Consider the following 16,528-nt stretch of genomic DNA (forward strand, 5'->3'; position numbering starts at 1 on the left):
CCGGCTACAATGAATCCATAGATTACGTTATGGAGGGGTTTTGATGATACGGGTTCGTGAGTTGTCCCATTCATTTAAGATTGGAAAGAAAGACAAGGAGAGAAGGGTGCCTGTTTTGAAGGGGCTTTCTTTTGATATACGTGAAGGAGAGGTTGTTTCGATTGTTGGGCGGAGTGGTTCGGGAAAGTCGACTTTGCTGCATATTATGGCGGGGTTTCTGAAGCCGGATGAAGGTGTGATTGAGGTGGATGGAACAAAGACGTCGCTGTTTGATGAGGCGCAGAGTGCGCAGTTTCGCTTAAAACATTTCGGATTTATTTTTCAGAACTTCCAACTGATGCCGGGTTTGACGGCGTTTGAGAATGTGGAGTTGCCGCTGAAGTTGGGTGGGGTGGCAAAAAGGGAGAGGCGCCGAAAAGTGCAGGAGCTTATGGAGCAAGTTGGTTTGCAGGAGGTTCAGGATCATTATCCGAATGAGTTGTCGGGCGGCCAGCAGCAGCGAGTGAGTATTGCGCGTGCGCTTGTGACGGATCCGCCGATCATTTTTGCGGATGAGCCGACAGGTAGTTTGGATTCGGAGACGGAGCAAGACATTTTACTACTCATTCAATCGCTTAATAAGACGCGTGGCATTACGTTTGTCATTATTACGCATGATGATACGGTTGCGGAAACTGCCGATCGAATTTATCGGATGCATGATGGAGAATTGGTTGAAGGAGGTATTATTCATGCAATTTAAAGATCAGGTCGATTTTGTTAGGCAGCATATTAAAAAAAATAAGCTGCGCGTGTTTATGACGATTTTGGCTGCAACGATGGGTACTGCTTTCCTCATTGTTTTAGCGTCTGTCGGCTTTGGCATTCAAGATACGATTCGCCAGGAAATGTTGAGCAATCGTTTAATTACGGAAATTGATGTGTTTTCAGGTGAATTAGATGAAGCAGATGTAGCGAATTTAAAAAAGCGTGATCATGTGAAGGCGGTTGTTAACCGACAGTCCGTCGGCATTCGCCAAGAAACCAATTTGAATGGTTTTGTAGGTGAACCGAATTTGATCGTTTCCGATTTCGGTGAGGAGGCAAAAGTGGGCTTTGCGCTGAAGGAAGGGCGGCTTCCGGAGAATGAGCATGAAGTCGTTGTCGGCAGCCACTTTGCTGCAGCCTTGTTTGATCCGAAAAAGATGAATACCGAAGGGGAGCCGATTGCGTATAACGGAAAATTATTAGGTGAGCAGTTCATATACAAAATGGGGCTCTATGAAGAGGACGAGCTGTTTGTGGATGAAATACCGCTGACGATCGTTGGCATAGCAAAGGAGCCTTCTAAGGACTGGCTGCAAGACGTGAAAATTTATGCGGATGCATCTGTCAAGCCGAAGCTGACAGAGATTTTCAATTCAAATGTAAGTGACGTGGAAGATGTGGAAACATCGGACTTATTTTATAGTGATGTAAAAATGTATGCCGACCAATTGGAAAATGTTAAGTCAGTTAGCCAAGCGATGAAGGATGAAGGATATTCTGTCTATTCAATTGCGGATGAACTTGAGCAAATGGACGTATTTTTCCTTGCCCTAAAGGCCGGGCTTATATTTGTCGGTACGATCGCGATTTTGATCGCTTCCATCGGTATATTCAATACGATGACGATGGCGGTGACGGAGCGGACAAGGGAAATTGGTGTCATGAAGGCAATTGGTGCGAGCCCGAAATTAATACAAAGATTGTTTTTAATGGAAAGCGCATGGATTGGTGTCTTAGGTACGGTCATTGCAATTATCATCTCCTATGGGGTTAGTTATGTGGCGAACTTTTTATTGCCAATCATCGTAGCATCCGCGTTAGGAGAAGAAGATTTAGGCGGTATGGACGTAACATTCTCGATTATTCCGTGGCAGCTCATTTTAATCGCTTCAGCTATTAGCATTACAGTAGCGATGATTTCAGGCTGGCGACCTGCGCGCAAAGCGACAAAAATCGATGTCATTCAAGCATTGAGACAAGAATTATAAGAATGAAAAATGCAAGGTCTGTAAAAGAGGCCTTGCATTTTTCAATCTCTTTTCCCGCTGAGGAAATTTGTTAATATAGAATAAACGGAATAAAAAGGAGAGCATATGACATATATCAATGAAATGAGAAGTTTAATAGGAAATGCCCCTTTGCTTACTGTTGGGTGTGGCGTTATTATTACAGAAGGAGACGCCATATTGCTGCAGCATAGGACGGATGAGGATAATTGGTGCATTCCTGGTGGTGTGATGGAGTTAGGCGAGACGTTTGAAGAGACGGCAAAGAGAGAGACGTATGAGGAAACGGGGCTCGTAGTGGATGAACTGAAATTATTTGGTCTCTATTCAGGAGAATCGTGCTTTGTGACATATCCGAATGGCGATCAAGTATATAGTGTGCAAGTCATTTTTCAAACAACGTCCTTTTCTGGTGACTTGCTTCAGGACGGCGAGGAAACGAGAGAACATCGGTTTTTCAAAAGCGATGCCTTGCCAGATAACCTGAATCCGAGACAGAAACAATTCATAGTAGAATGGTCGAGAGGCAAAACAAGTCGTTGACTAAAATAACTTACCGGATCATTTCATTTTATTTCCCTTGAAAAAAGGTGCATGATAGAAGAGGGAGTTTTCAATTTATAATTTGAAAGGCGGATGAATGATGGATTATCGTATTGAGCATGACACGTTTGGTGAAATTAAAGTGCCAGCGGATAAATTATGGGGTGCGCAGACGCAACGAAGCAAGCAGAATTTTAAAATTGGCGGAGAGCGCATTCCGCTGGGCGTCATTCGTGCGTTCGCTCATTTGAAAAAATCGGCTGCGATTGCGAGCCACTCATTCGGGAACTTATCTGAAGCAAAAATGAAAGCGATTAAAACGGCCGCTGAAGAAGTGATCGAAGGTAAATGGGACGATCATTTCCCGCTTGTCGTATGGCAAACAGGAAGCGGTACACAATCAAATATGAATATGAACGAAGTGTTGGCAAACCGCGGCAATCAGCTGCTTGAAGAGTGGGGAGAAGAGGATCGACTCCATCCGAATGACGATGTGAATAAATCCCAAAGCTCTAATGATACTTTCCCGACAGCATTGCATGTTGCAGGAGTCATCGCAGTGGAGCGTGAGCTGTTGCCTTCGCTTCAAGAGTTGAAAAAGACGCTGCATGATAAATCAGAAGCATTTATGGATATTATTAAAATCGGTAGAACGCATTTGCAAGATGCGACGCCGCTTACATTAGGACAAGAAATTAGTGGTTGGCACCGGATGCTTGAAAAAACGGAAAAGATGTTGCTTGATAGCGTGCAATCCATGAAAGAATTGGCGATCGGCGGAACTGCTGTTGGTACAGGATTGAACGCGCCTAAAGGCTTCGGCGACAAAGTGGCGGAAGAAATTTCGAAATCAGTTGGCATTGAGTTTACATCAGCATCGAATAAATTCCATTCTCTTACTAGCTATGATGAAGTCGTTTATACACATGGTGCAATGAAAGCACTTGCGGCAGATTTGATGAAAATCGCCAATGACGTGCGCTGGCTTGCCAGTGGACCGCGTTCAGGCATCGGTGAAATTACAATTCCTGAGAATGAACCAGGCAGCTCGATTATGCCTGGTAAAGTAAACCCAACTCAAAGTGAAGCGTTGACAATGGTCGTTGCCCAAGTCATGGGGAATGATGCAACGATCGGTTTTGCAGCGAGCCAAGGAAACTTTGAACTGAACGTATTCAAACCAGTGATCATTTACAACTTCCTGCAATCCGCGAAATTGCTTGCGGACGGCATGCGTAGCTTTAATGACAATTGTGCAGTCGGAATTGAGCCGAATCGCGAGGAAATCGACAATAAAGTGAAAAACTCGCTTATGCTAGTCACGGCGCTGAATCCACATATCGGCTACGAAAACGCAGCGAAAATTGCCAAAACAGCACACAAAGAAGGAACGACTCTAAAAGAAGCCGCACTGAAAACAGGCTTGCTAACAGAAGAACAATTCGATGAGTACGTCGTTCCGTCGAAAATGATTGGACGTTAATATGGATTGCCTGTTCTGCAATATCACAGCCGACCCTGAACAGCAAATTATTTTTGAAACGGATCTTTGCGCGTATATTCAAAAGCCGTCAGAGCAACGAGTGTTGGAAGGCAGCGGTTTAATCGTGCCCAAAAGACATGTTTCTGACGTGTTCGGATTAACAGCCGAAGAATGGCGCGATACGCAGCAATTATTGGTGCGGGCGAAAGCATATTTAGAAGAAATGTATGAACATGAAGGCTACACAGTTGGCTGGAATACGGGAATTGTCGGTGGACAATCGATTCCCCACGCGCATCTTCATGTCATCCCTCGGTTTAGCGATGAGCCGCTATCGGGGAAAGGTATCCGTTATTGGATTAAACAAAAAAACAACAAAAGAGGTACAATGTCCACAAAGTTGTAACTACACTGCACGGCACTATCCGTTATGATGGAAGGACAAGACAATCAAAAGGAGTAGACTTGCATGAAGAAAACCCTTTTATCCATTTTAGCCATCTTTGCGCTTGTCCTTTCCGCATGCGGAAGCAAGACGGCAGACGGCGATCACGAAAAAGAATTGGCGGCAGGAGAGCAAAAGCAATTGCCGAACGGCGATTTGCAGGAAGTGACTGAATCTGCTGCTGTGTTGCCTAAGTTCCTTGACGATAAATCGGAAGACATGAGACTTGTCTATCAAGTTGCGGCAACTGCTTCGGACGTACTATCATATATGCCTTGTTATTGCGGCTGTGCAGAAAGCGCCAATCACGGCAGCAACTTGAACTGTTTTGTTGATGAAATTCGTGAAGACGGCTCAGTCGTCTGGGATGATCATGGCACTCGCTGTCTCGTATGCCTCGAAATAGCAGTGCAATCCGTTCAAATGAAACAAGATGGCAAGTCGATGACAGAAATTCGTACTTTCATCGATGAGCAATATAAAGAAGGTTATGCAGAGCCGACGGACACGCCGATGCCTGCATAATATGACGCCCTGCTTCATAAAAGCGGGGCGTTTTTTTGATGAAGGCAATTTATTTTTCTGAATTTGTATATTGGGCTTTAAATTTCTTTTGAAAGAGCGTATGATGTGGGAATGAAATTTGAAAACCTCAATTTCATTATGAACATGAAGGGGAGATTGTATGGTTTTTGAAGGGAATAACAAAGTTCGCAGAAAAATTTATCAAGCAATCGAAGGATTAACCGATGATGAGTTGAATGGTAAACCTAAAAGCGGAGGATGGTCACCAAAGCAAATTTTGGAGCATCTAACGTTGATGGAAACATATATAGCGGCAAAGATTTTAGAGGAACTGAAAAATCCGGAAAGCGAGCGGGCTTCCAAAAAAATTCTGCTAACAGGAAGCCGTACGGCGAAAGTTGAATTGCCTGAGCCGACAAAGCCTACTGAACAGTACATGAATGCGGCAGAAATCAAAGAAGGGCTGCATAATTCAAGAATCTATTTATTAGACGTCTATGAATCATGTAGTGAGGAAGCGCTTCGCAATAAATCAATGGTGCACCCGACGATTGGGCCAATTCCGTTAATCCAATGGTTTCCGCTAATCGGGATCTATGAAAAATGCCATCTTAAACAGTTGCGAAAAACAATTGATGAATTGAAAATGAATGGAACAGCGACGATCACAGCTGGAGATTTTGATTCATAATTCCCTAATCAATTAAAAAAGCTGTCTGGAAAGTCTCATCGACTTTTCAGGACAGCTTTTTTTGTTTACTTAATATACATATCACTAACTAATAAATCTTTTAAAAGATCCGAAGGAATTTCAAACGTGATTACCCCCATATAACCGGGTGCAATTTCATATTTATCGAAGGAGATGACGAGCTTATGATTATCGGTAATATAAAATGATTGGTCAGGTTGAATGGAAGTGAAAGCACTATCAAATTCGTCTTCTGTGAAATAGATGACGTTTTCATCTTCAGCCATTTGCCGTTCGATTTCCGCTTTAATATAGGCGCTAATCGTCTCGATATAGCGTTCATCTTTAAATAGGCTCGGCAAAGTAATTAAGACGTTATCGACTTTATCGATTGTATCGTACTGCATTGTCGTTGATGAAGATGCCGCCGTATTTACTTGGTATCTTGCGATCGACAAAATCCGGTCGTTATCTGTTAAAACTTCATAACCGGAATCTACCCCTAAATGTCCTCCGCCTTGTTTTTCCAATTCATCAATCTCTTTTTGAAATTGTTCAAAAAGCAATTTGTTTTCTTCAATGTATTTCTCATTCAAAGCAGATTGCAATGTTTCATTTTCCAACCCTTCAATAGCGGGAGTTTTAACATTCGCTTGGTACGTCTTCTCGTCAATCGTTAGTTCTTGCACAGTCAATACTTGAACGATGGAGCCTAATAATGGCACATTGCCCATTGCTTGTGCGAATGAAGGGCTGATATTGATGCTGCCTACGAATAGAGCGGCGGCGGCAGCCGTCCCAATCATCCAATTGCGGAAGAAAGGTCGTTTTTTCTTCACCTTTTTCGCTTCCCGAATAGAATTTTGCACGACTTTATTGAGCTCATCTGGAATATCGATGTTTTCGTACTCCTTCTTTAGCTTTTCAAATTTACTCATATTGATACTCCTCTCCCATATCCACGCGCAATTTCCTTAGCGCCGTATATAATCTTGTTTTCACTGTATTGACATTGTCGCCTGTAATGTCGGCGATTTCTTCGATTTTTAAATCCTCAAAGAAACGTAAAATAATAATTGTTTTATACGTTGGAGGTAAATGGTCGACAGCTTCCTGCAAATCGAAATCCGTTACTTGATTGTCGGATGCTGGTAAATGTACTGTTAATATTTCGTCATCCATGACAGTGACACGTTGATGTTTTCGGATGAAATCAATGGCAGTATTAACAATAATTCGATAAAACCACGTTTTTAAATATTGCACTTCTGAAAGTCGATCGACTGAACGCAATGCTTTTAATATTGCTTCTTGCACAATATCGAGCGCGTTTTCTTTATTTTTTACATAGCTATATGCCAAACGATAATGCGCATGTTGGTGTTCCACGATAAAAGCTTCCACCAGTTCGAACTTTTCATCTTTTGTCATGACTTCGTTCACCTTCTATTCATTCCTCTTGGACTAGAGCCGAATCTCCTTCACAGTTTGTAGACGCCTCCGGAATCGAGCCGGATTTGTTTGCATCGCGATGTCGTCTCATTTAGTTTAACGGGCAACTCTATGTAAAAGTTTTTATATGAATGGATTTCATCACTATTTCTTATTAGTACAGAACCTGAACACAATGACTTCAATTATAGGTGGTGCTATATGTACTCTGTTCGCCAATCCACTTTTGAATTGACAAATACTGTTAACAAGCTCTTCTTACATAATAAGCAATTGTGAATGGGAATCATGAAGAACCTTTTTCCATAATAGAAAAGACGATCTCTCACGTTATCTGAATATGCTATACTTTTGTTACTTATAAGTAAAGGGACGTGTTGTTATGAAAGACTGGCCATTTGTAGCTTCGTGGAGCGGTGGGAAGGATTCTGCGCTTGCTTATTATAGAGCTTTAAAAACCGGAGGCATTTCGAAACGGATATGGACAATGTTGGAAGCGGATGAGGAACGTTCAAAATCGCATGCATTGCCTCCGGAAGTACTTCATGCGCAAGCAGATCGTATTGGTGTCCCGTTCATGACGCGCGGGGCGGATTGGGAAGAGTACGAGACGCAATTTTTAGATGCGATGAAGGAATGTGTAGATGCAGGTATTCCGTACGGTGTTTTCGGGGATATCGACTTGGAGGATCATTTACATTGGGTGAAAGAGACATGTGCCAAAGTTGGGATGGAGGCAATTCACCCATTATGGATGGAACCGCGCCGTAAACTGTTGGAAGAATTTGTACACGAAGGTTTTGAAGCGTATATTGTCGTCGTCAACACGAAAATGATGCCAAGCAAATTTATCGGTCGCAAATTTACGATTGAACTAATGGATGAGTTGGAGGCGCTTGGTATTGATTCCTGTGGAGAATCGGGTGAATTCCATACGATTGTAGTGGATGGGCCGATTTTTAGCAGCCGTGTGCCGATTGTATTTGGGATGCAGCATGAAAGAAACGGTTATTTGTTTTTAAATGTTGAATTGGAGAATGGGATGTAAGAAGCAAAAAATAGCCTATGCCGTATTTAGCGAATATGAATCGCGTTCAAAGGACATATTGTAAAAGAAGGCTATCGATCCAATCAAATTGGAGCAGAAGGAGGTTGGAATTGTGAAAGAACAGCTAACAGAAGCATTTCGCCTATTTTATGAAGAGAGGTTTGATGAGGCGGAGCAGCTTTATCGAGCCTGTCTTTCGGAAGCAGAAGAAGGTTCTCAGGATGCCAAAACAGCGCTTCATGGCTTAGGCTTTACTCTCTCCATGAAAGGCGAATATATAGAAGCTATTGCATGCTATGAAAACCTTCTACTTAGCGCCATTAAAGAACAAAACCATCTTAGTGAAGCTGTTGCACTACACCAAATTGGAATGGTCTGTCGGATGAACAATGACTATGCACTTGCAAAGGACTATTTTCAGAGGGAAAAAAATGTGCGGGAACAAAGCTTATTAGATGACCATATCGGGTTTTCCGCAAATGCATATGAATTCGGACTAATCGCCTTACATGAAAACCGCTTGGAGGAAAGTCTCCAGTACTTTAATGAGGCAATTGAACAAGGAAATCTTGCCAAAGATCATATGTGCATTGCTTGCGCCTATCGAGGAAAAGGCCAGTATTATGAAGCTGCCGAAAATAAAGACGAAGCGAAAGAAAGCTTTCAGAAAAGTGTCCATCATTTTTTAGAAGCAGGAGATGAAAAAGGTGCTGCAGAAGTTCAAGAAATGATACGCTCATTAAATGAGTAGCTTTTGGATAACCGAATGTATTTGTTATTTGCACTGTATCTTTGCAATGAATGATTGTTCCAAGGGTACAGTGCAAATGAATTGTACGTTATAAATTTTATTTATATAATAAAAAAGTTCGCGACATCTTTTGAAAAATCGTAAACAAACGTAAGCTGTGTACGATACAGATAGAGGATAAACAATTTAGATGGGGGAAAAGAACGTACGGATGAAAAACTCAGAAATTGTCTCCTTAATTGAATCGACAATTCAAGTCGTTAATATGGACGTGGAGCTAGTCGTTGAAAAAACTGGTGTGAACATGATGTATGATTTCATTAAAAATGAAGTGGTCGTCGATGTTGATAGGGTTCAAAAAGCATGTAAAGAAATGACGCCGGCCATGCCGCTTACTACTTATATAAAAACAGTAACAATACACGAATTAGGTCATTCAATGGATCGAAAAGCACTTCTTTCCTCTTTGGATAGAGCTGTTGAAATCATTGAGGCCAAAAAGCAGGCAGCTGCTGAAAAAAGACCGAAAGATTTGCCGTTTGTCACAATGCTTTTAGAAGAGCATGAAACAGATATTGCCTTCGAAGAAACGGCATGGGCAAACGCGGAAATTTTAAATCGCTTTTATGGAGTGGTAGATTGGGATAGCTTTGAAAAAGTAAAGGACCATAGCATGGCTACGTATCGTTCAGCTTATGAGGAAGACTACGAAATTTTCGAGCAGCTGAGAGAAACGCAGGAAAATATCATTGCTGTTTATAATTGAACTTATATTTATATAAAAACCGCCATCCGGATATAAATTGGATGGCGGTTTTTGCATAGGCAAAATCATTTAGTGATCTTCTACATCCATTAAGAAAATACGTCTTTCGAAACTACCACGGCTCTTCGCTTTTTCTGACCGAATTTTTTCAATATCCGCTGCAGACAAACCGTAATAATCCGCTGCGGCGTGTATAAGTTCCAACAGATCCGATAGTTCTTCTGCAATATTCATAGTTGTTGTAGCTGTCTCATATTCAGAAAGCTCTTCGTGCATTTTCTTATTCAACTCTACTAAATATTCATCTTCATTCAGAATTCTGAAGTTTGCTGTCTTTCCGTTGTTTTGTATCATTTCCGGAATCAAATCTCGCACTAATTTATTGTAAGTTGGCATAGGCTTATTCCTTCCTACCTAATGTCAAATATCCGGATGCTTTTAATTCCCGCTCTAAAAAAGGATTCGCTTGTAGCATATTTCGGAATGCTTCATATTTCATAAACGCTTCAGGCGCGGGCTGCTTATTCGTCCGGTATGCGCGGATTAAAATGTTTTTCGGCGTATGCTCCATATCGATGAACTCCAATAGCTGTGCGTCATAGCCAACTAAAGATAGCAATTCAGCGCGGATTGAGTCTGTCGCTAAAGCAGAGAAGCGTTCTTTGATCAATCCATGCTGTAGCATGATATCCAATGCTGGTGACTGAATTTGAGAGAACAGCTCATGTTGGCAGCAAGGGACGCTTAAAATGACATTCGCTCCCCATTTCACTGCCCTTGCAAGCGCCATATCTGTTGCGACATCGCATGCATGCAATGTAACGACCATATCGACAGCGGTCTCTTCGTTAAAATCATTAATGTCTCCAACTAAAAACTTCAATTGATCATAGCCGAGGTCTTCTGCGATTCGGTTACATTCCTCGATCACTTCTTTTTTCAGATCCAGCCCTGTTACTTCGATGTCTATGCCCTTTTCAATATGAAGATAGTGGTAGAGCGCGAACGTTAAATACGATTTGCCTGAGCCGAAGTCTAAGATGCGGACAGTGCGGTCTTTTGGCAAATAGTCGAGTGCGTCATCAATAAATTCAATGAAGCGGTTAATTTGCCGGAACTTATCGTGTTTTTGCTTTTTCACTTTACCTTCAGCTGTTTGCACGCCTAATCGAATAAGAAAAGGGTAAGGAGTCTCTCCGTCCAACAAATAGTTTTTCTTCCTGTCATGTGATAAGTCTACTGTTTTTAAGTCCCTCGTTTTCTCAGCTTTCCAAGAAACCTTGAACTTTTTTGTCAGCTGGATATGGATGTTTTCATCTGCAAATTCTGCTTGCAACTGTCTAAACTGCTCTAATAGTTCCGCTATATGCGGACGGATTTCGCTTATTTTGATATTTTCATGTTTCAAGATGCGTTCGTAGTGATATTCAAATTGAATATGGACTTCTTGTTTAATTTCTACAGGCTTCAGTTTCACTTTTCGCAAGTCTGCAGTTTTTGTGCGCGGCTGGCTAATTGTCCCGCGAATGAATGAACCATCTTGAATCCGGTGGACGATTTGATCCACAAGCTCTTCAAATGTCATATGTTCGGACTCCTTTTTAATAAATATGTGTTACTACAATAACAAAAGGAGTTAGCGATTTGCCAACTCCTGAATTGATTATTTGAGAGAGAATCCTTTTTTCTCTAAGAATTCCTTCATATATGTGCGTTTCGGTGCGGATAAAAAGTCCGCCATCTGTTCTGACCATGCAGTGTCCTTTTGATTGGACCCGCGATTCAAGTAATAATCATGCATCGTTTGATCGTAAGATGGAAGGATGTCGTTGTATTTTTCGGCGTTGTAGTTATTTTCATGGATGATTGCTTCAACAGGTAATCTTGGTTTTACTTCATTCGCTTCGTCCGGCACGCCGATAGACATGGCGAACATAGGTGCAACGCCATTTGGCAAGTTTAGCAATTCACTGATCTCTTCAGGAGCATTGCGGATTCCTCCTATGTAGCAAATGCCATATCCTTTCGATTCTGCAGCGATAGCGACATTTTGTGCAAATAGTGCTACGTCAATTGAGCCGACTAACAGATTTTCTACATAAGAAAAGTCTATTTCCTTACCGTTAAGTTCCGCAGCTTTTGCAAGACGGCAATAGTCCGCGCAAAAAATAAGTACTGCTCCAGCCGACAGCATTTGCGATTTATTCTTAGATAGCTCCGCCAATTGTTCACGCTTGCCCATATCAGTGACATGTATGACAGAGTAGGCTTGGACGAAATGGGAGCTTGCCGCATGCTGTCCGGCAGATACAATTTCTTTCAAGTCGTCTTTTGTAAGCGGTATGTCTTTATATTTTCTTACGGATGCGTGTGATTTTAGCAATTCAATGACCATAAAACAACCTCCATTTTTTCGTTATTCTCTATTTGCTGATTATATTCATGTTACACTACGATAAAAATTTAAGAAAGGATGTGCATTAAATTGGGATGGATTGAAAGCATATCGTTGACGACAACGCTCATTGTTTTATTTTTAGTTGTCATTCCGATTACTGTAGCCATCTTCCTTTATTATTATGACAGAAGACAGAAACAGCATGCAATTCTTCGGAATTACCCTGTATTGGGGCGAGTTCGATATGTCTTGGAAAAAACAGGGCCAGAGCTGCGTCAATATTTGTTTGATGATGATAATGGCGGAGAGCCTTTTAACCGGGAAGATTATTTGCATATGGTGTTGCCGGGTAAATACTTGAATAGTGTAATCGGCTTCGGATCGAAACGGGATTTTGAACGTCCTGGCTATTTTATTCGCAATGCTATGTTTACGAAACAGAACGAGGAAATGCGAGTGGATAATGAGACGTTAATTGAAACAATGCGGTACAAAGTCGATGAAGATGGGCTCTTTTCTCGTAAGGAGCATCGAGAAAAGATCCCTGCTTTGCCGTGGCTATTGCCAGAAGAGGATGCGATTGTCATCGGTCCGAACTGCGAACATCCTTTTCGAGTTCGCAGTTTGTTAGGTCAATCGGGCATGAGCTATGGAGCGCTTGGAGAAAATGCAATTACTGCATTATCAAAAGGAATTGGGATGGCGAAAGAAGCTTGGATGAATACGGGAGAAGGCGGTTTGTCACCTTATCATCTAGCAGGCGATGCACATATTATCGCTCAAATCGGTTCAGGACTATTTGGTTTCCGGACAGAGGATGGAGAGTTTAGCTTTGAACGACTTCGTGAAAAGGCTGAAATACCACAAGTTCGGGCATTCGAAATTAAAATGGCACAAGGGGCAAAAATGCGGGGCGGTCATGTAGAAGGTGAAAAAGTAACCGAAGAAATTGCCAAAATCCGAAATGTCGTGCCGTTTACGACAATTAATAGTCCAAACCGTTTCAAACAGTTTAATGACTATCCGACACTTTTTGATTTCATTGAGAAAATCCGCGATCATACAGGCAAACCTGTAGGAATCAAAATCGTTATCGGAGGCAAAGAAGATGCTGAAGAGCTTGCTTCTTTTATGCGGGAGACAGGGAAGGGCCCTGATTTTATTTCACTTGATGGTGCCGAGGGAGGATCGGGTGCTACTTATCAAGATTTAGCGGATAGTGTAGGGCTGCCGCTTAAATCGGCTCTTATATTGTTGGACGATGCACTTAGGAAATTTGAAGTGCGAGATGAAGTGAAAATTATTGCATCCGGCAAAATTACAACGCCTGATAAGGCAGCTATTGCACTGGCAATGGGAGCAGATTTAGTACAAATTGCTCGCGGTTTCATGATATCGGTAGGCTGTATTATGGCACATCGTTGCCATACGAATGAATGTCCTGCAGGTGTCGCAACGACAGACAAACATTTACAAAAAGGGCTTGTCGTCGAAGAGAAGAAATATCGGGTAACCAATTACATTTTGACGATGCGTGAAGGATTGTTCAGAATTGCGGCAGCTGCTGGTCTTGATTCTCCGACAAAATTAGAGCGGCATCATGTCCTTTATAAAGATGAAAGAGGAAGGGTTTTTCCAATTGAATAAGATAACATGCCATTTTGCCTGTGAGTAAAACATGCATTTTGATTAAAAGGTCCTAAGACTGTATCGGAATTTTATGATAATATAAAAGTAACTAAAGTTTCATAGAAAGGGGAATGGTGGATGTCTTTGTTAAATAAAACAGTTGGCGAGATCGTGAGGGAATGGGCGGACTTATTACCGAATCATGAAGCGTATGTTTACCCGAAGTTAAATTTGCGGAAAACCTACAAGGATTTCGATCAGGAAACAGACATGTTAGCGAAGGCATTCATCGGTATGGGGATTCAAAAAGGGGAGCATGTAGCAATATGGTCTGATAATAAGCCGCAATGGCTGCTCAGCCAGTATGCGACGGGCAAAATGGGGGCTGTCCTCGTTACTGTGAACACGAATTACCAGGCGAGAGAACTTGAATATTTATTGAAGCAGTCTGACGCGACGACATTAATTTTGGATGAAGGCTTCAAAGGAACGAGCTATATTGACATTGTTCGTTCAATTTGTCCAAACTTGCTGGAAAACAAAGATGGCGTCGTTACTTCAGAGAAATTGCCAAAATTGAAAAGAATAATTTTGATGACGGATCGGGAAGAGGCAGGCATTTACAAATGGTCCGAGTTTTTGGCACATGCCGAAGGAGTATCCGATGAAACACTAAAGCAGCGTAGTAGTGAAATGTCTCCGGACGATGTAATCAATATCCAGTATACTTCCGGGACGACTGGTTTTCCTAAAGGCGTTATGCTAACGCATCGAAATATTGTAAATAACGGTAAGATTATTGGGGACTGCATGAAGTTAACGGAAAAAGATCGTGTTTGTATTCCGGTACCCTTTTTCCACTGTTTCGGCTGCGTCTTAGGGACAATGGCAGCAGTGACACATGCATCAACGATGGTACTGTTGGAGCAGTTTGATCCGGTAGATGTACTGGAAGCTGTAGAAAGTGAGAAGTGCACTGCGCTCCATGGTGTGCCGACGATGTTTATTGCAGAGTTAAACCATCCTGATTTTAAAAAATATAATACGTCTACATTACGTACAGGCATCATGGCAGGCTCTACTTGTCCAATCGAAGTAATGAAGCGGGTAATCAATGATATGGGGGCAAACGAAATTACGATTTGCTATGGACAGACGGAATCATCACCTGTCATTACACAGACTTTGACAGATGATCCAATTGCAAAAAGAGTGATGACTGTCGGGAAACCGCATCCATATGTTGAAGTGAAAATTATCGACCCGGTTACCGGAGATGAAATGCCTATTGGAAGTCCGGGGGAACTTTGCACGCGAGGCTATCATGTAATGAAAGGGTATTACAATAACGAGGAAGCGACACGTGAAGCGATTGATGAAGATGGCTGGCTCCATACTGGGGATATCGCTGTTATGGATGAAGATGGGTACATCGATATTACCGGACGGATTAAGGATGTCATCATTCGAGGCGGTGAAAATATTTATCCGCGAGAAGTTGAGGAATTTCTCTATACACATCCGGGCATTTCCGACGTCCAAATCGTAGGAGTTCCTGATCCTAAGTATGGTGAGGAAATGATGGCATGGATTATTCCAAAAAAAGGGGCCACCATAGATGAAGAATCCGTACGGTCTTTTTGCAAAGGGAATATTTCATTCCATAAAATCCCGAAGTATATTAAGTTTACTGACGAATATCCAATGACAGCGTCTGGAAAAATCCAAAAATACAAATTGCGTGAAATGGCTCTTGAAGAGTCGGTTACGTATGGAATATAGATTAACAACGAAAGATGAAGGACTGCAGCCTGTAATTTGGCGTGTAGTCCTTTTTTATGCATGAAATTTTCATAAGAAGCCATTCTATTAAAGAGTCATTCATATAACGTTGTTTCAAGTGTTCCATCCATATGGTAAATTGCTAAAACACCATTTTGCGCATTTACATAAGGTTTGGCTCTCTCTAATAATTCATTTTTTGTTTCTTCCTTAAAGATGGCTTTTTCGCCTTCTTTTTTCATTAACACCCAATGGTCATCACGGGCTTTTGCTACATATGTTGGTCGATCGTTGTCATCTCCGGTCACATATTCCCTTGCTTTTGCAGTGGCGATCGAAATCGCACGTCCTTCGTCATAATCTTCCCGTAGCAAAGCATTGGCAATTTCAATCGCTTTGTTTCGTATTTCAGGTTCTAAGTTTTTAAATGAATCGGGGTAATCTGTTCTTGTCCACGGCATAGGGAATCGCCTCCTTATAAAAACAATTCCCGATAGGATTCAAGTTAAACGCCTGTATTTCGATCTTTTTTCCGGAAAGCTAAGAAAGGTTCAAGTGCTCTTTCCGTTTTCATATGAATAAAGGGCACTTTTCGCTCTTCAGGCTGTTTCAGTTGATCCGAAAAGAATTGCGATAATGGGTTCGGATGACCAGCTCCGTTCTCCGCATCGACTTTGCTTGCCGCATAATAAATCTCGCCGATCGTTGACCAATAGGCAGCCCCTAAACACATAGGGCAAGGTTCTCCACTTGCATATAAAACGCAATCTGATAAGTCCACTGTTTGGAGAGCGGAGCAAGCTTCCCGGATGGCAAGTAACTCAGCATGTGCAGATGGATCGTTCTCAATATGCACACGATTTGTTCCTTGCCCAATTATTTTTCCATCTTTTACGACAATCGCGGCGAAAGGTCCACCGCCGTCTTGAACATTTTTAATTGCCATATCGATCGTCGTTTGAAGCCATTCATTATGTGTCAT

The 16,528-nt window shown here is 41.9% G+C and carries 19 protein-coding genes; 12 read left to right on the top strand and 7 right to left on the bottom strand.

Annotated features, from left to right (window positions below; genetic code table 11):
• Nucleotides 1–43: 43 nt before the first annotated feature.
• The 7 genes from ACFQ38_RS10585 (at nt 44) to ACFQ38_RS10615 (ending at nt 5,720) form a co-directional block, all read left to right on the top strand.
• Entirely contained in the window at nt 44–742 is a 699-nt protein-coding gene (locus ACFQ38_RS10585; protein WP_336823809.1) for an ABC transporter ATP-binding protein, read from the top strand.
• Complete coding sequence (locus ACFQ38_RS10590; RefSeq protein ID WP_381480719.1) at nt 732–2,015, top strand: ABC transporter permease; 1,284 nt, start codon at nt 732–734, stop codon at nt 2,013–2,015. The genes ACFQ38_RS10585 and ACFQ38_RS10590 overlap by 11 nt, the downstream gene beginning before the upstream one ends.
• A gap of 105 nt (nt 2,016–2,120) precedes the next feature.
• Nucleotides 2,121–2,576 carry an NUDIX hydrolase gene (locus tag ACFQ38_RS10595; protein WP_381480721.1) on the top strand — a complete coding sequence of 152 codons (456 nt, stop codon included), beginning with the start codon at nt 2,121–2,123 and terminating at the stop codon, nt 2,574–2,576.
• Between the two features lie 100 nt (nt 2,577–2,676).
• The gene (gene fumC, locus ACFQ38_RS10600) at nt 2,677–4,059 is read left to right on the top strand and encodes a class II fumarate hydratase (RefSeq protein WP_336823806.1); all 1,383 of its coding nucleotides are present in this window, start codon (nt 2,677–2,679) and stop codon (nt 4,057–4,059) included.
• Between the two features lies 1 nt (nt 4,060).
• A complete protein-coding gene (locus tag ACFQ38_RS10605; protein ID WP_336823805.1) occupies nt 4,061–4,465 on the top strand; it encodes an HIT family protein in 405 nt (134 codons plus the stop codon).
• Nucleotides 4,466–4,528: 63 nt separating this feature from the next.
• Entirely contained in the window at nt 4,529–5,029 is a 501-nt protein-coding gene (locus tag ACFQ38_RS10610) for a PCYCGC motif-containing (lipo)protein (RefSeq protein WP_336823804.1), read from the top strand.
• A gap of 160 nt (nt 5,030–5,189) precedes the next feature.
• The gene (locus ACFQ38_RS10615; protein ID WP_381480724.1) at nt 5,190–5,720 is read left to right on the top strand and encodes a DinB family protein; all 531 of its coding nucleotides are present in this window, start codon (nt 5,190–5,192) and stop codon (nt 5,718–5,720) included.
• 65 nt (nt 5,721–5,785) lie between these two features.
• Here the strand turns inward: ACFQ38_RS10615 and ACFQ38_RS10620 are convergent, their stop codons facing one another.
• Nucleotides 5,786–6,658 (bottom strand): DUF3298 domain-containing protein, encoded by an 873-nt coding sequence (locus tag ACFQ38_RS10620; RefSeq protein ID WP_336823802.1) that lies wholly within the window; start codon nt 6,656–6,658, stop codon nt 5,786–5,788.
• Entirely contained in the window at nt 6,651–7,151 is a 501-nt protein-coding gene (locus ACFQ38_RS10625) for an RNA polymerase sigma factor (protein ID WP_336823801.1), read from the bottom strand. Before ACFQ38_RS10625 ends, ACFQ38_RS10620 begins: the two co-directional genes overlap by 8 nt.
• 403 nt (nt 7,152–7,554) lie before the next feature.
• Here ACFQ38_RS10625 and ACFQ38_RS10630 point away from each other — a divergent pair, with 403 nt between their 5' ends.
• The 3 genes from ACFQ38_RS10630 (at nt 7,555) to ACFQ38_RS10640 (ending at nt 9,737) form a co-directional block, all read left to right on the top strand.
• Nucleotides 7,555–8,220, top strand: coding sequence for a Dph6-related ATP pyrophosphatase (locus ACFQ38_RS10630; RefSeq protein ID WP_381480728.1), 666 nt, complete (start codon nt 7,555–7,557; stop codon nt 8,218–8,220).
• 112 nt (nt 8,221–8,332) lie between these two features.
• A complete protein-coding gene (locus ACFQ38_RS10635; RefSeq protein ID WP_381480731.1) occupies nt 8,333–8,971 on the top strand; it encodes a tetratricopeptide repeat protein in 639 nt (212 codons plus the stop codon).
• 190 nt (nt 8,972–9,161) lie between these two features.
• Nucleotides 9,162–9,737, top strand: a complete 576-nt coding sequence (locus ACFQ38_RS10640; RefSeq protein ID WP_381480733.1) for an integrase — start codon at nt 9,162–9,164, stop codon at nt 9,735–9,737.
• A gap of 69 nt (nt 9,738–9,806) precedes the next feature.
• Here the strand turns inward: ACFQ38_RS10640 and ACFQ38_RS10645 are convergent, their stop codons facing one another.
• From ACFQ38_RS10645 to nfsA, 3 genes are all read right to left on the bottom strand, one after another.
• Nucleotides 9,807–10,133 carry a phosphoribosyl-ATP pyrophosphohydrolase gene (locus ACFQ38_RS10645; protein ID WP_381480736.1) on the bottom strand — a complete coding sequence of 109 codons (327 nt, stop codon included), beginning with the start codon at nt 10,131–10,133 and terminating at the stop codon, nt 9,807–9,809.
• A 4-nt stretch (nt 10,134–10,137) separates the two neighbouring features.
• A complete protein-coding gene (locus ACFQ38_RS10650; RefSeq protein ID WP_381480738.1) occupies nt 10,138–11,322 on the bottom strand; it encodes a class I SAM-dependent methyltransferase in 1,185 nt (394 codons plus the stop codon).
• A gap of 78 nt (nt 11,323–11,400) precedes the next feature.
• Nucleotides 11,401–12,132 carry an oxygen-insensitive NADPH nitroreductase gene (gene nfsA / locus ACFQ38_RS10655; protein ID WP_381480740.1) on the bottom strand — a complete coding sequence of 244 codons (732 nt, stop codon included), beginning with the start codon at nt 12,130–12,132 and terminating at the stop codon, nt 11,401–11,403.
• Between the two features lie 90 nt (nt 12,133–12,222).
• Here nfsA and ACFQ38_RS10660 point away from each other — a divergent pair, with 90 nt between their 5' ends.
• A complete protein-coding gene (locus ACFQ38_RS10660; protein WP_336823794.1) occupies nt 12,223–13,782 on the top strand; it encodes an FMN-binding glutamate synthase family protein in 1,560 nt (519 codons plus the stop codon).
• A 120-nt stretch (nt 13,783–13,902) separates the two neighbouring features.
• Nucleotides 13,903–15,546, top strand: a complete 1,644-nt coding sequence (locus ACFQ38_RS10665; RefSeq protein ID WP_336823793.1) for an AMP-binding protein — start codon at nt 13,903–13,905, stop codon at nt 15,544–15,546.
• Nucleotides 15,547–15,641: 95 nt separating this feature from the next.
• Here the strand turns inward: ACFQ38_RS10665 and ACFQ38_RS10670 are convergent, their stop codons facing one another.
• The gene (locus ACFQ38_RS10670; RefSeq protein ID WP_336823792.1) at nt 15,642–16,007 is read right to left on the bottom strand and encodes a DUF2188 domain-containing protein; all 366 of its coding nucleotides are present in this window, start codon (nt 16,005–16,007) and stop codon (nt 15,642–15,644) included.
• A 44-nt stretch (nt 16,008–16,051) separates the two neighbouring features.
• Entirely contained in the window at nt 16,052–16,528 is a 477-nt protein-coding gene (locus ACFQ38_RS10675) for a nucleoside deaminase (protein WP_336823791.1), read from the bottom strand.

It is taken from the genome of Sporosarcina contaminans, assembly GCF_042679045.1.
GTDB lineage: Bacteria > Bacillota > Bacilli > Bacillales_A > Planococcaceae > Sporosarcina > Sporosarcina contaminans.

Coding starts and splice junctions, on each gene's coding strand:
- ACFQ38_RS10585 (WP_336823809.1), top strand. CDS start 44: ATGATACGGGTTCGTGAGTTGTCCCATTCATTTAAGATTGGAAAGAAA.
- ACFQ38_RS10590 (WP_381480719.1), top strand. CDS start 732: ATGCAATTTAAAGATCAGGTCGATTTTGTTAGGCAGCATATTAAAAAA.
- ACFQ38_RS10595 (WP_381480721.1), top strand. CDS start 2,121: ATGACATATATCAATGAAATGAGAAGTTTAATAGGAAATGCCCCTTTG.
- fumC (WP_336823806.1), top strand. CDS start 2,677: ATGGATTATCGTATTGAGCATGACACGTTTGGTGAAATTAAAGTGCCA.
- ACFQ38_RS10605 (WP_336823805.1), top strand. CDS start 4,061: ATGGATTGCCTGTTCTGCAATATCACAGCCGACCCTGAACAGCAAATT.
- ACFQ38_RS10610 (WP_336823804.1), top strand. CDS start 4,529: ATGAAGAAAACCCTTTTATCCATTTTAGCCATCTTTGCGCTTGTCCTT.
- ACFQ38_RS10615 (WP_381480724.1), top strand. CDS start 5,190: ATGGTTTTTGAAGGGAATAACAAAGTTCGCAGAAAAATTTATCAAGCA.
- ACFQ38_RS10620 (WP_336823802.1), bottom strand. CDS start 6,658: ATGAGTAAATTTGAAAAGCTAAAGAAGGAGTACGAAAACATCGATATT.
- ACFQ38_RS10625 (WP_336823801.1), bottom strand. CDS start 7,151: ATGACAAAAGATGAAAAGTTCGAACTGGTGGAAGCTTTTATCGTGGAA.
- ACFQ38_RS10630 (WP_381480728.1), top strand. CDS start 7,555: ATGAAAGACTGGCCATTTGTAGCTTCGTGGAGCGGTGGGAAGGATTCT.
- ACFQ38_RS10640 (WP_381480733.1), top strand. CDS start 9,162: ATGGGGGAAAAGAACGTACGGATGAAAAACTCAGAAATTGTCTCCTTA.
- ACFQ38_RS10645 (WP_381480736.1), bottom strand. CDS start 10,133: ATGCCAACTTACAATAAATTAGTGCGAGATTTGATTCCGGAAATGATA.
- ACFQ38_RS10650 (WP_381480738.1), bottom strand. CDS start 11,322: ATGACATTTGAAGAGCTTGTGGATCAAATCGTCCACCGGATTCAAGAT.
- nfsA (WP_381480740.1), bottom strand. CDS start 12,132: ATGGTCATTGAATTGCTAAAATCACACGCATCCGTAAGAAAATATAAA.
- ACFQ38_RS10665 (WP_336823793.1), top strand. CDS start 13,903: ATGTCTTTGTTAAATAAAACAGTTGGCGAGATCGTGAGGGAATGGGCG.
- ACFQ38_RS10670 (WP_336823792.1), bottom strand. CDS start 16,007: ATGCCGTGGACAAGAACAGATTACCCCGATTCATTTAAAAACTTAGAA.
- ACFQ38_RS10675 (WP_336823791.1), bottom strand. CDS start 16,528: ATGACACATAATGAATGGCTTCAAACGACGATCGATATGGCAATTAAA.